Genomic DNA, 12,038 nt, shown 5'->3' on the forward strand with positions numbered 1-12,038 from the left:
TGGCCGGGGTGCAGCCCAGCCATCGCCATCGGCCGATCAGCCCTTCAGCACTTCCAGCAGGGTCGTGCCCAGTTCGGAGGGGCTGGCGGCAACCTTGATGCCGGCCGCTTCCATCGCGGCGATCTTGCTTTCCGCGTCGCCCTTGCCGCCCGACACAATCGCGCCGGCGTGACCCATGCGGCGGCCCGGAGGCGCCGTGCGGCCCGCGATGAAGCCTGCCATCGGCTTCTTGCGGCCCTTCTTCGCCTCGTCGATCAGGAACTGGGCGGCCTGCTCTTCCGCGTCGCCGCCGATTTCGCCGATCATGATGATCGATTCGGTCGCGTCGTCGGCCAGGAACAGTTCCAGCACGTCGATGAAGTTGGTGCCGTTGACCGGATCGCCGCCGATGCCGACGGCCGTGGTCTGGCCCAGGCCCGCATTGGTGGTCTGGAACACGGCCTCATAGGTCAGCGTGCCCGAACGCGACACGACGCCGACCGAACCCTTGGAAAAGATGTTGCCGGGCATGATGCCGATCTTGCATTCGCCAGGCGTCAGCAGGCCGGGGCAGTTCGGGCCGATCAGGCGCGACTTGCCACCCGACAGGGCGCGCTTCACCTTCACCATGTCGAGCACCGGAATGCCTTCGGTGATGCAGACGATCAGCGGGATTTCCGCGTCGATCGCTTCCAGGATCGAGTCGGCCGCGAACGGCGGCGGAACATAGATGACCGATGCGTCGGCGCCGGTCTTCGACTTGGCTTCGGCGACGGTGTCGAACATGGGCAGGCCGATATGGGTCGTGCCGCCCTTGCCGGGCGTGACGCCGCCGACCATCTGCGTGCCATAGGCCAACGCGGTTTCAGTGTGGAAGGTACCGGTGGCACCGGTCATACCCTGGGTGATGACCTTGGTGTTCTTGTTCACCAGAATGGACATAGGAGTCCCTTTATCTTCTGTGGACGTGGCACTTTGGGTCCAAAAGGCGGACCGCCCCAGGCTGCGCACTTACCTGGGGACGGACCGGTGCAAGCTTGTGTGGCTCAGGCGAGCGTGGCGTCGATGCCCTTGCAGGCTTCCAGCAGTTCCTTGACGGCGTCGACCGACACCTGGAGGTTAGCCTTGGCCTCTTCGTTCAGTTCGATCTCGATGACCTGCTCGACGCCGTCCTTGCCGATGATCACGGGCACGCCGACATAGAGATTGTCGACGCCATATTGGCCGGTCAGGTTAGCGGCGCAGGGCAGCAGGCGCTTCTGGTCGAACAGATAGGCCTCCGCCATGGCGATGCCGCTGGTGGCGGGCGCATAGAAGGCCGAACCGGTCTTGAGCAGCGCGACGATCTCGCCGCCGCCCGAACGGGTGCGCTGCACGATGGCGTCGATGCGTTCCTTGGTGGAGCGGCCCTGCTTGATGAGGTCGGGGATCGGGATGCCCGCGACGGTCGAATATTCGACGACCGGAACCATGGTGTCGCCATGGCCACCCAGGACGAAGCTGGTCACTTCCTTCACCGACACCTGGAATTCCTCGGCCAGGAAGTGGCTGAAGCGCGCGGAGTCGAGGACGCCGGCCATGCCGACGACCTTGTTGTGCGGCAGGCCCGAAAATTCGCGCAGCGCCCACACCATCGCGTCCAGCGGGTTGGTGATGCAGATGACGAAGGCGTTGGGGGCGTTGTTCTTGATGCCCTCGCCCACGGACTTCATGACCTTCAGGTTGATGCCCAGCAGGTCGTCGCGGCTCATGCCCGGCTTGCGGGCGACGCCGGCGGTGACGATGATGACGTCGGCGTCCTTGATATCGGCATAATCGTTGGTGCCGGTGATCTTCGCATCGAAGCCTTCGACCGGGCCGCACTGCGACAGGTCGAGCGCCTTGCCCTGCGGCACGCCTTCGACGACGTCGAACAGGACGATGTCACCCAGACCCTTGAGAGCCGCGAGATGCGCGAGGGTGCCACCGATATTACCAGCGCCGATCAGCGCGATCTTCTTACGGGCCATATGCAATCATCCTCCAAACCGTGGAAACGGAATTGCCGGGAAACCTGAAACGCCGGAAATCTGAAACGAGAGTGCGCTTAGGCCTATCCGCCGGAGGTTTCAACCGCGCATGAGCCTCAGCCTCAAATTATCTTTGCAATTCATTCGCAATTGCATTAATGGACTTTTGCCTCTGTCGCCCACGCGCTCCTACCCTGGCGCATGGCCCTTCCCCACAGCGGCCACCTGCCGCACGCCTCTCTTTGATGGGAGCGTGCGGCCCCTTTTTTCCGGATAATATATTGTTATGGGATAAACGGATAAGTTCTATCCGGAAGGCGAATTATTTCTCGCCGTGACCCAACGCCAGATAGTCGTCCGACTGCATTTCCATCAGGCGCGACACGGTCCGCTCGAATTCGAAGGCGCCGTCGCCCTCCGGATAGAGCCGCGCGGGTTCCGCATCGGCGGAGGCGAGCAGTTTCACCTTATATTCGTAGAGCGCGTCGATCAGCGTGACGAAACGCGCAGCCTCGTTGCGCTTTTCCGGCCGCAGCACAGGAATGCCGACGATGATGACGCTGTGATATTTGCGCGCGATCGCCAGATAGTCCGGCGCGCCCCGCGCCTCCGCGCAGAGGCGTTTGAAGGAAAAGACGGCGACGCCCTTCAGACTCTTGGGCACATGCAGCGTGCGCCCGCCCTGCACCGGAATCTCCTCGACCGGAACCTTGGCGCGATCTTCGACCGGATAGTCGGTCAGGCGGAAAAAAGCCTCCGACAGCGCCCGGGTCGCCTCCGGCCCGTTGGGCGCATGCCACAAGGTCGCGTCGCCCAGGCGATCCCGCCGATAGTCGGTCGGCCCGTTCAGGGTCATCACGTCCAGCTTCGCCTTGATCAGGGCGATGAAGGGCAGGAAAAGCTGACGGTTGAGACCGTTTTTATAGAGTTCGTCCGGCTCGCGATTGGAGGTGGTGACGATCGTCACCCGCATTTCCAGCAACCCCGTGAACAGCCGCGACATGATGGCGGCGTCGGCCATGTTGTTGACGACCATCTCATCGAAACAGAGCAGCCGCGCCTCTTCCGCCAGCGATGCGACCACCGGCGGGATCGGGTCGCCCGTCTCCGACTTGCGCGCTTCGGCGAGGCGCGCATGCACGTCCAGCATGAATTCGTGGAAATGGGCGCGTTTCTTGCGCTGGACATGCACCGTATCGAAGAACAGGTCCATCAGCATCGATTTGCCGCGCCCGACCCCGCCCCACATATAGAGGCCGCGGGGAGGTTCCGGCGCCTTGCGCAGCAGCTTCCACAGGGTCGATCCCCGCGGCGGCGTGGCCTCCAGTTCCTGTTGCAGCCGGTCGAGTCGTTCCGCCGCCGCCCGCTGATCCGGATCGGGCCGCAATTCCCCCGCCGCGACAAGCGCGTCGTAACGGGTGACGACGCTGGTCACTTCGAAGGCTGCTTTTGGGGTTCGGGCGCTTTCCGCACGGTCGCGGTCGACGCCGCGATCAGGCCATCATCCCGGAAAATGGTCAGGCGCAGGAACATCAGACGCCCTGTCTCCCGCAGCAACTCGACCTCCGCGCGCAGGGTCGGTCCCACCTTTCCGGAACCGCAATATTGCATGGCAAGGTCAACGGTCACCGCCGCCGCCTGTTCCGGCCGGCCCATGGCCGCCAGCGCGGCGAAATAGGCGTGATCGGCGAAACCGGCCAGAAATCCGCCATGCAGGGCGCCCAGCCGGTTGGCGTGCGACGGCAGGCTTTCCAGCATGACCGTCGCCTTGCCCGCCGCATCGCTGCGCGAATAGCTGGTGCCGATAGCCGAAGCGAGGAACGTCCCCGGCATCATGTCGGTCCATGACAGCCAGCCAGCCCAAGGCCCATCGGCCACAGGGCTCAGACGACCCGCTCCGTCGCTCACGTCGATCAGAGCTGCCGTTCGACCATCATCTTCTTGGTTTCGGCGATCGCCTTGGCGGGGCTGAGTCCCTTGGGGCAGACGTTCGCGCAGTTCATGATGGTGTGGCAGCGATAGAGACGGAAGGGATCTTCCAGCTCGTCCAGACGCTCGCCGGTATATTCGTCGCGGCTGTCGGCCAGCCAGCGATAGGCCTGGAGCAGGATCGCCGGACCCAGGAACTTGTCGCTGTTCCACCAGTAGCTGGGGCAGGAGGTCGAGCAGCAGGCGCACAGGATGCACTCATACAGGCCGTCCAGCTTCTCGCGGTCGGCGGGCGACTGGAGCCGTTCCTTGCCGCTGGGCGCCGGGCTGACGGTTTGCAGCCAGGGCTTGATGCTGTTGTACTGCGCATAGAAATGCGTGAAATCAGGCACCAGATCCTTGATCACGTCCATGTGCGGCAGCGGCGTGACGCGCACTTCCTTGCCCGAACATTCCTCGATGGAGGTGGTGCAGGCCAAGCCGTTGCGGCCGTTCATGTTCATCGAGCAGGAGCCGCAAATGCCTTCCCGGCAGGAACGGCGGAAGGTCAGCGTCGGATCATATTCATTCTTGATCTTCAGCAGCGCGTCCAGAACCATCGGGCCGCAATTGTCCAGATCGATCTCGAACGTGTCGTAGCGGGGATTCTGGCCCGAGTCGGGGTCGTAGCGATAGACCTTGAAGCTCTTGACGTTGGTCGCCCCGTCCGGCGCCTTGTGCGTAACGCCCTTGGCGCTGATCTTGCTGTTCTTGGGCAACGCAAATTCGGCCATCTCGATAATTCCTGTTATCCCGTTTCCCGCCCCTCAACAATATAGGCACTCGTTAGTCAAGCGGCGGCATGCCTTTTTGCCGAGCGGAAGCGACGCCCCGGCATCCGTCTGGCCTTTCCTGCCTGCCCGTGCCAAGAGGTTCCGATCCTTCAACGATCGTCCATGCATGCGCATCCTTTTCCTTTTTATCGGCGAGCCGCACCATCTGTTCCATGCCTTGCCGATCGCGGCGGAAATGGCGGCCATGGGTCGTGCTCCTGAAATCGCGGTATCGAGCGCGGACCATTTGCCGATCCTGACGCGGCTGGCGGATATTTATCCCGATTTCCGGCCCCAGGTCAGGATTCTGGGCCGCTCCGGACCGGCCGCCATCGTCCGCCGGATGAAGCTGAGCCGCAATCCCCGCATTCCGACCCTCATCGGCGCCCTGCCCTATTTGCGCGGTTTCGATGCCATCGTCGTTCCGGAACGAACCACGACCGCCATCCGTCACTTCCTGCCGCGCCGGACGAAGCTGATCTTCACCCCGCATGGAGCGGGCGACCGCGCGATCATGCTCGACCCGCGCGACCGCCATTTCGATTTCGTGCTGGTCGCCGGAGAAAAAAGCGAGCGGCGATTGCTGGAGGCAGGCACCATTCGTCCCGGCCATTATGCCACCAACGGCTATGTCAAGCTCGACCTGATGCTGCGCATGCAAAAGCAGCGCAGCCCATTGTTCGACAATGATCGGCAGACGGTCTTATATGCGCCGCATTTCCGCCGCTCGCTTTCCTCATGGGACAGGTTCGGGCCTGGCCTGATCGACTGGTTCCGGCGACAGGACCGGTATAATCTGGTGGTCGCGCCCCATGTCCGGCTGTTCGCCGACGCGCCGCAGGCAGCGAAGGATGCCGTCATGGCCCTTGCGCAGCCCGGCAAGATTCTGATCGATCTCGATTCCGACCGGCTGTTCGACATGAGCTACACCAGCGGAGCCGACATCTATCTGGGCGATGTCAGCAGCCAGGTTTACGAATTTCTGGCCTTCCCCCGACCCTGCCTGTTCCTGAATGCCCATGGCGTGTCCTGGCGCGACGATCCCGACTATCTGTTCTGGACGCTGGGCGACGTGCTGGATGACCTTGCTTCTTTACCCGACGCGCTGGACCGGGCGGGGCAACGGCACGGATTTTATGCCGACGCGCAACGGAATCGGGTGGCGGAATCGGTGGGCGGCGATCCCCATGGCGCGGCGCGGCGCGGCGCGGAGGCGATTTGCGCTTTCCTTGAAAAGGCCAGACGATAAGAGCAGGCAATCATGAACGACTTCTCCTCCCCGCCAAGCCTGTCGCTGATCGGCGACAATCCCGCCCTGCTCTGGGGCATGACCAATGCCGAACGCCTTGGCCGACTGGCACGGGCCGAAGGGCTGGCCGCGGACGGCAGCGCCAGCAGCGCGCGGCTGCACGTCAATCTGGATTATGTCTTCGATCCGGTATGGTTGCGCCATGTGCTGGCCCATCCCTGCACGGTGGTCGTCGACGGGGATGCGATGGTGATGGCGCATCTGCCCGTCGGGATCGATCCGACCCCTGACGACATCGCCCGGCATCGCGACAGGCTGACCGTCATCGATTACCGCACCGGACCGCAAATCTACAACCGGCAGTTGCGGAAGCTGGATTGCCCCTTCATCCAGCGCCTGACTCCGGCCACCCGGCGGGAGATAGAGCGGCGCAGTTATTTCGGCGCCTATAAGGGCGTCACCGACCTGCTCACCAAATATCTCTGGCCCGAACTGGCGCTGTGGCTGACGCGGCTGGCCGCCTCCATCGGCATGACGCCCAATATGGTGACGGCGATTGGCGCAACGCTCTGCGTAGTGGCGACCTATCTGTTTTCGCAGGGGCTTTACTGGTCCGGCATACTCGCCGGGTTCGTCTTCATGGTGCTGGACACGGTGGACGGGAAGCTGGCCCGCTGCACCATCACCTCGTCCAAATGGGGCAATGTGGCGGACCATGGCGTCGACCTGATCCACCCGCCCTTCTGGTGGTATTTCTGGGGCGTGGGGCTGTCGGCCTGGGGGCTAGCGCTGTCGACTCAGACCTTCGCGCTGGTGATGGCGGCGGTGATCGCGGGCTATGTGCTGCAACGGTTGATCGAGGGGATGTTCATCAAGGATTTCGGGATGGACATCCACGTATGGGAACGGTTCGATAGCCGGTTCCGGCTGATCACCGCGCGGCGCAATCCGAATATGGTGATCCTGTTCGTGGCGCTGCTGGCCGGGCGGCCGGATGTCGGGCTGATCGCTCTGGCCTGGTGGACGATCCTGTCGCTGGTCGTGCATGCCGTGCGGCTGATGCAGGCCTATGGCGTGAAACGCTCCGGGCGGCCCATCGTCAGTTGGATGGAGGCGACGGCATGAACGCGACCATCGATAAATTCGGCTTTCCCGCCACCCTGATCGCGGAGTTCGTGCATTGGGTGGTGCTGCTGCGCCCAGCTCAACCGACGCTGGGGTCGCTGGTGCTGGCGGCGAAGTCCGACGCCACCGCCTTTGGCGACCTGCCGGCGGAGGCCCATGCCGAACTGGCGGCCGTGACCAAGGGCATCGAAGCCGCCCTTGCCGAGGCCGTTCGCTATCAGAAGATCAATTATATGATGCTGATGATGGTGGACCCGCATGTCCATTTCCATGTGCTGCCCCGCCATGAGGGCAGCCGCGATCATGCGGACCTTGCGATCACCGACGCCGGATGGCCGGGGCAGCCCGACCTTGCCAGCGCGGTGAAGCTCGATCCGGAGCAGATCGCCGCGCTCGTCGCCTGGCTGAAGCCCTATTTCGCGTAACGGCCCTCGGCCAGCCAGCGGGCGGTGAGCGCCTTCGCCGCTTCCACATCCTGCGGGAAGTCGACTTCCTGCCAGTCCAGCCCCTCGATCGAGACGGTGCCGACGCGGTTGCCCTTGGCGATGATGTCGATGGCGCGCAGATACCAGCGCTCGACGCCTTCGGGGGTGCGCATCATCTGGTCGATCTGGTTGCGGAAGATCGCCGGCCCTTCGCCCCGGAAAGCCAGCATGCCGATGGATTCGGCATTGGTGTCGTGCGGCAGCAGGCGTTTGCCGATGGCGTGCAGGCGGCCCGTCTCGTCCCGGTTCACCTTCATGTCGTCATCGTCATAGCCGTCCTGCTTGACGTCCACGGTGACGGTGACGGCATCCTCCGCCTCCGCGATCAGCTTGCCCACGATCTCGTCCGAGACGATGGTGTCCCCGTTCAGGATGATGAAGTCCCGGTCCATCTCCTCCCGCACGATCCAGCAAGTGCCAAGATTATCTGCCACCTGGAAAAAGGGGTTGAACACGGTTCGGATGCGCGCGCCCGTGTCGCGATAGAGTTGCAATGCATGATCCTCCACCCGCTCGGTGCGGAAGCCGGTGACGACCACGATGTCGGTGACGCCATTGGCCACCAGCGCGGCGACCTGCCAACTGATGAGGGTCCGGCCGTTGAAGTCGATCATGCATTTGGGCACGTCGCGGGTCAGCGGAAGCAGGCGCGAACCCTGGCCTGCGGAAAGGATGATGGCTTTCGAAATAGTCATGGGCCGGGGCATTAAAGCAAAGACAAGCCGATGGACAGGGTGTGTTGCATCACACACAACCCAATTCTAGATAGGCGCGCGCCCAAGCGTAGGCGTTGCATCGAAAGGCCGGAATGTCAGTGGACAGCAAGCGCGGATCGGGTGGCGCTCAGGAAGGCTTCGCCCGCATTCTGGCGAATACCGGCTGGCTGCTGGGTGGCAAGGGTGTGGGCGCGGTGCTCAGCCTTGCCTATCTGGCCATCGTCACGCGGACCCTGGGCGTTGCGGATTTCGGCCGGTTCGCACTGGTGTTGAGCGCCGCCAACGTCATCAAGACGCTGGTCGGCTTCGACAGTTGGCAGATCGTCGTGCGTTATGGCCAGCCGCATCTGGCATCGGGCAATGGCGACGCGCTCAACCGGGTGCTGCGGTTCTGCATCCTGATCGACCTTGGCTCCACTGTGGCGGGCGGGCTGATCGCGGCCTTCATCATCCTCGCCTTCGGGTCGCTGATGGAATTGTCGGCGGGCATGGGGTGGCAGGCCTGGATCTTCTGCATGGTGATGATGATCACCATCCGGTCCAGCCCGACCGGCGTGCTGCGGCTGTTCGACCGCTTCGATTCCGGCGCCTTTGCCGAAACGATGATCCCGGTCGGGCGCATGATCGGCGCGGGGCTGGCCTGGGTGCTGATGCCCGGCATAACCGGCTTCCTGATCGCCTGGGGCGCGGCGGAACTGCTGTGCGCCGTCAGCTATTGGTATCTGGCGCTGCGCGTGGGCGGCGAGAGGCTGGGAAGCTGGCGGGCCGGCAGCGCCTGGGATGCGCGGGCGGAAAATCCCGGCATCGTCGGCTTCCTGACCGCCACCAATTTGCAGACGACCCTGTCGTCGATGGGCCAGCAGGTGGCCGTGCTGGTGGTCGGCTTGTTCGTGGGACCGGCGGGGGCGGGGCTGTACCGGCTCGCCAACCAGCTCGCCAATTCGCTGACCAAGATTTCCAGCCTGCTTTCGCGCAGCATTTTCGTGGAGTTGAGTCGCACCCATTCGAGCCATGGCCATGAAGCGTTGGGAACGCTGTTCCGGCGGACCAACAGGCTGGCGCTGATCGCGGGCGCGGCGATCATCACGCTGATCCTGACCATCGGGCGTCCCCTGCTGGGGTTGATCGCGGGCAAGGAATTCCTGCCGGCCTATCCGCTGCTCATGCTGCTGGGCGTCGCGGCCTGCATCGATCTGGTCGGGGTGAGTTATCGCCCGCTGCTGATGGCGACCGACCGGGCCAGCCAGTCGCTGCGCATCACGCTGATTTCGACGGCGCTGCTGCTGGGAATGCAGGCGGCGCTGTTGCCGATCTATGGCACGGTCGGGGCGGCGAGCGCGAATATCATCGCGTCGGTCGCGGGCTTTGCGATGATGGGGCTGGCGAGCCGGCAGGCCGTGAGACGGCATGCCGGCAAAACCGGGTAATCGAACGTTACGAAACCTTATTCCGCTTCTTCGACCGCCGCGCCGGGTCCATTTTTCAGGATGGATTCGATCGCGTTCTTGGCGCCGGCCTTGTTGGCATAGCCTTCGGTCCAGAAGATCGTTTCGCTATTATATTTGAACTTCGCGACGAACTCGCCCGCCTTGTTCTTCTCGATCACGAACTTGTGCGCCATGGTCCATCCTCCCGGCTTGTTGCGTTACCGAAACCGGGACGGAGAATAGGGTGCGGCATCGATGCTGGCGACTGCCCGCGGCGGCGTATCCCCCCGGAGCAGTCCGGCCGCCAGCAAAGCCGCGGCGGGAGAGGTCTGGATACCGAATCCGCCCTGCCCCGCGAACCAGAAAAAGCCCCGCGCCGCCGGATCGAAGCCATAGACCGGCGCCCGGTCGCGGGAGAAGCTGCGCAGCCCCGCCCATTTGCGCTCCACCGCCTCGACCGGCCAATCGACCACCGCCTCGAAGCGCGCAATGGCTTCGGCCACGGCCAGTTCTTCGGGCGCGGCGTCGCAGGGGAGCGAAGGTTCTTCATCATGAGGGGTCAGCCAGACGCGCCCCTCCCCCTCCGGCTTGAAATAGAATTGCGACGCCAGATCCATGACCAGCGGCAGATCCGCCGAGGGCATGACGGGCACGCGCAATTGCACCACCGTCCGCCGCAACGGCGTGATGCCGATCGGCTCCACTCCGCAGGCCCGGGCGACATCGTCCGCCCAGGCCCCCGCCGCATTGACGATCAGGCCGCAGTCGATCGCGCCCGCATCCGTTTCGATGCGCCAGCCGCCGTCCCGCGCCTCCGCCCGCCGTAGTGCCGTGGCCAGCCGAACCTCGCCGCCCAGACGCCGGAACCGCCGCAGCCAGGCCTGATGCAGCGCCGCCACGTCGATGTCGCATACCCCCGGCTCCAGCACGCCCAATGTCCATTCGGGACGCAGCCCCGGCACCAGGGCCGCCGGATCGACAGCTTGCAAGGCCACTTTGCCGGCAAATTCCTCCAGCAACCAATTGCGCGCCGCCACATCGCCCGCTCGCCCCACATGCAAGGTCCGGCGCGGCGACAGGAAGGAAGCCCCGGAAAATTCCGGATCGGGCGCCGACAGCATCGGCCCCGACGCGGTGGTCAGCGGCTGGACCGCCAACCCGCCATAGGTTTCCTCCCAGAAGGAGACCGCTCGTCCGGTGGCGTGATAGCCCGCGCCTGCTTCCATCTCCAGCATCAGCACGCTGGCCTGCTCCGCCAGCACCGCGCCCAGGCTGGCCCCGGCGATCCCGCCGCCGACAATCACGATATCGGGCCGTGTCATCGCGGCACGACTTCATCCAGAAAACCGTCGATCCGCGCCAATGCGTCCAGCCGCACCGGGTCCAGCTCCCGCAATATTTCATGCGCCGCCTCAGGCCCATAGACGTGCAGCCGCGCACCCGGCACCCGCGCCGCCGTCCGCCTGATGGCCGGAGTCGACACCAGCCGGTCATTCTGCGCCGCCAGGATCAGCAGCGGCACGGATATCCGCTCCAACCCCGGCTGCGTTTCCATCGCATGAGTCGAATGCAGCGCCTGCTCAACCCATTTCCAGCTTGGCGATCCCAGCGCCACGTCGCGGCTATGGTCGCGCCACCACAGTTCGTCGGCATAGCGGTCCGGGTCGTGCGTCAGCCGCTTCTGCCGCATGTGCCTCTGCCGTTCCGAATCCTCTTTCTGCGTCCAGGCCTGTTTCCGGTCGAAACCCAGGACACACATCAGCTCGGCAATCGCCGCCGCCAACCAACGGGGCAAGGGCGCGCTGCGCACGCCCATCATCGGCGCCACGGTCGCTGCCGCGTCCGGCGGGGCCATACCCTCCGCCAAGGCGCGCAGCAGCAGATGCCCGCCCATGCTGTGCGCGACGATCACCGCCGGCCCCTCTCCTTCCGCGCTCCAATCGGCGGCGAAGGCGTTGAGATCAGCGATCCACTGACCGAAATACTCGATATGCCCGCAGAGCGGATCGCCGGTCAGCCGTCCGGAACCGCCCTGCCCGCGCCAGTCGAAGCTGGTGACGGCCCAGCCGCGCCCGGCCCAATGGTGGATCACTTCGAGATATTTCTCGATCATGTCGCCCCGGCCGCCCAGCACCAGCATCCGGCCGCGTGTACCCTCCCCCAGCCGATAGCGCCGCAGCGGCCAGCCGTCGGGCGCGTTCCAGTAATCCAGCCGCCCGTCCATCGGCCAGGCTCGCCTGTCGAAAATGGGGCGGTCAAACGGGGCAGGAACGGAGCGGGGCGAATCCATCGGCGGCATGGTTACGC

The 12,038-nt window shown here is 64.4% G+C and carries 13 protein-coding genes; 4 read left to right on the forward strand and 9 right to left on the reverse strand.

The features are described from left to right. Positions 1-36: 36 nt before the first annotated feature. The 5 genes from sucD to NUH86_RS09410 all read right to left on the reverse strand — a co-directional run bounded on the left by sucD (position 37) and on the right by NUH86_RS09410 (position 4,690). Positions 37-921 (reverse strand): succinate--CoA ligase subunit alpha, encoded by an 885-nt coding sequence (gene sucD / locus NUH86_RS09390; RefSeq protein ID WP_267249256.1) that lies wholly within the window; start codon positions 919-921, stop codon positions 37-39. A 104-nt stretch (positions 922-1,025) separates the two neighbouring features. Then, the gene (mdh, locus tag NUH86_RS09395; protein ID WP_267249257.1) at positions 1,026-1,988 is read right to left on the reverse strand and encodes a malate dehydrogenase; all 963 of its coding nucleotides are present in this window, start codon (positions 1,986-1,988) and stop codon (positions 1,026-1,028) included. A 322-nt stretch (positions 1,989-2,310) separates the two neighbouring features. Further along, positions 2,311-3,423, reverse strand: coding sequence for a cell division protein ZapE (gene zapE / locus NUH86_RS09400; protein ID WP_267249258.1), 1,113 nt, complete (start codon positions 3,421-3,423; stop codon positions 2,311-2,313). Next, a complete protein-coding gene (locus NUH86_RS09405; protein WP_267252082.1) occupies positions 3,420-3,866 on the reverse strand; it encodes a PaaI family thioesterase in 447 nt (148 codons plus the stop codon). Before NUH86_RS09405 ends, zapE begins: the two co-directional genes overlap by 4 nt. 35 nt (positions 3,867-3,901) lie before the next feature. Then, positions 3,902-4,690: a succinate dehydrogenase iron-sulfur subunit gene (locus NUH86_RS09410; protein WP_046764649.1), complete on the reverse strand. Its 789-nt coding sequence runs from the start codon at positions 4,688-4,690 to the stop codon at positions 3,902-3,904. A gap of 166 nt (positions 4,691-4,856) precedes the next feature. Between NUH86_RS09410 and NUH86_RS09415 the strand changes: the two genes are divergently transcribed. The 3 genes from NUH86_RS09415 to NUH86_RS09425 are packed head-to-tail and all read left to right on the forward strand — an operon-like array spanning position 4,857 to position 7,528. After that, positions 4,857-5,978, forward strand: coding sequence for a CDP-glycerol glycerophosphotransferase family protein (locus NUH86_RS09415; RefSeq protein WP_267249259.1), 1,122 nt, complete (start codon positions 4,857-4,859; stop codon positions 5,976-5,978). Between the two features lie 12 nt (positions 5,979-5,990). After that, on the forward strand, positions 5,991-7,103 hold the full coding sequence (locus NUH86_RS09420; protein ID WP_267249260.1) for a CDP-alcohol phosphatidyltransferase family protein: 1,113 nt from the start codon (positions 5,991-5,993) through the stop codon (positions 7,101-7,103). Next, positions 7,100-7,528 (forward strand): HIT family protein, encoded by a 429-nt coding sequence (locus NUH86_RS09425; RefSeq protein WP_267249261.1) that lies wholly within the window; start codon positions 7,100-7,102, stop codon positions 7,526-7,528. Before NUH86_RS09420 ends, NUH86_RS09425 begins: the two co-directional genes overlap by 4 nt. Here the strand turns inward: NUH86_RS09425 and NUH86_RS09430 are convergent. After that, entirely contained in the window at positions 7,516-8,283 is a 768-nt protein-coding gene (locus tag NUH86_RS09430) for a phosphocholine cytidylyltransferase family protein (protein ID WP_267249262.1), read from the reverse strand. The genes NUH86_RS09425 and NUH86_RS09430 overlap by 13 nt on opposite strands. A 113-nt stretch (positions 8,284-8,396) precedes the next feature. Here NUH86_RS09430 and NUH86_RS09435 point away from each other — a divergent pair, with 113 nt between their 5' ends. Continuing rightward, positions 8,397-9,731, forward strand: coding sequence for a lipopolysaccharide biosynthesis protein (locus NUH86_RS09435; RefSeq protein ID WP_267249263.1), 1,335 nt, complete (start codon positions 8,397-8,399; stop codon positions 9,729-9,731). Positions 9,732-9,748: 17 nt separating this feature from the next. Here NUH86_RS09435 and NUH86_RS09440 read toward each other — a convergent pair whose 3' ends face one another. From NUH86_RS09440 to NUH86_RS09450, 3 genes are read right to left on the reverse strand one after another with little or no spacing between them, the layout of a single operon-like run. Next, complete coding sequence (locus NUH86_RS09440) at positions 9,749-9,925, reverse strand: YegP family protein (protein ID WP_267249264.1); 177 nt, start codon at positions 9,923-9,925, stop codon at positions 9,749-9,751. Positions 9,926-9,949: 24 nt separating this feature from the next. Continuing rightward, positions 9,950-11,053 (reverse strand): NAD(P)/FAD-dependent oxidoreductase, encoded by a 1,104-nt coding sequence (locus NUH86_RS09445; RefSeq protein WP_267249265.1) that lies wholly within the window; start codon positions 11,051-11,053, stop codon positions 9,950-9,952. Then, positions 11,050-12,030 carry an alpha/beta hydrolase gene (locus NUH86_RS09450; RefSeq protein WP_267252083.1) on the reverse strand — a complete coding sequence of 327 codons (981 nt, stop codon included), beginning with the start codon at positions 12,028-12,030 and terminating at the stop codon, positions 11,050-11,052. Before NUH86_RS09450 ends, NUH86_RS09445 begins: the two co-directional genes overlap by 4 nt. Positions 12,031-12,038 lie beyond the last annotated feature (8 nt).

The organism is Sphingobium sp. JS3065 (assembly GCF_026427355.1).
Classification (GTDB): domain Bacteria; phylum Pseudomonadota; class Alphaproteobacteria; order Sphingomonadales; family Sphingomonadaceae; genus Sphingobium.

Excerpts from the sequence above, each read along its gene's own strand:
- NUH86_RS09410 (WP_046764649.1), bottom strand. The coding sequence starts at position 4,690 with ATGGCCGAATTTGCGTTGCCCAAGAACAGCAAGATCAGCGCCAAGGGC.
- NUH86_RS09425 (WP_267249261.1), top strand. The coding sequence starts at position 7,100 with ATGAACGCGACCATCGATAAATTCGGCTTTCCCGCCACCCTGATCGCG.
- NUH86_RS09415 (WP_267249259.1), top strand. The coding sequence starts at position 4,857 with ATGCGCATCCTTTTCCTTTTTATCGGCGAGCCGCACCATCTGTTCCAT.
- mdh (WP_267249257.1), bottom strand. The coding sequence starts at position 1,988 with ATGGCCCGTAAGAAGATCGCGCTGATCGGCGCTGGTAATATCGGTGGC.
- NUH86_RS09420 (WP_267249260.1), top strand. The coding sequence starts at position 5,991 with ATGAACGACTTCTCCTCCCCGCCAAGCCTGTCGCTGATCGGCGACAAT.
- NUH86_RS09450 (WP_267252083.1), bottom strand. The coding sequence starts at position 12,030 with ATGCCGCCGATGGATTCGCCCCGCTCCGTTCCTGCCCCGTTTGACCGC.
- NUH86_RS09435 (WP_267249263.1), top strand. The coding sequence starts at position 8,397 with ATGTCAGTGGACAGCAAGCGCGGATCGGGTGGCGCTCAGGAAGGCTTC.
- NUH86_RS09445 (WP_267249265.1), bottom strand. The coding sequence starts at position 11,053 with ATGACACGGCCCGATATCGTGATTGTCGGCGGCGGGATCGCCGGGGCC.
- NUH86_RS09440 (WP_267249264.1), bottom strand. The coding sequence starts at position 9,925 with ATGGCGCACAAGTTCGTGATCGAGAAGAACAAGGCGGGCGAGTTCGTC.
- NUH86_RS09430 (WP_267249262.1), bottom strand. The coding sequence starts at position 8,283 with ATGACTATTTCGAAAGCCATCATCCTTTCCGCAGGCCAGGGTTCGCGC.
- sucD (WP_267249256.1), bottom strand. The coding sequence starts at position 921 with ATGTCCATTCTGGTGAACAAGAACACCAAGGTCATCACCCAGGGTATG.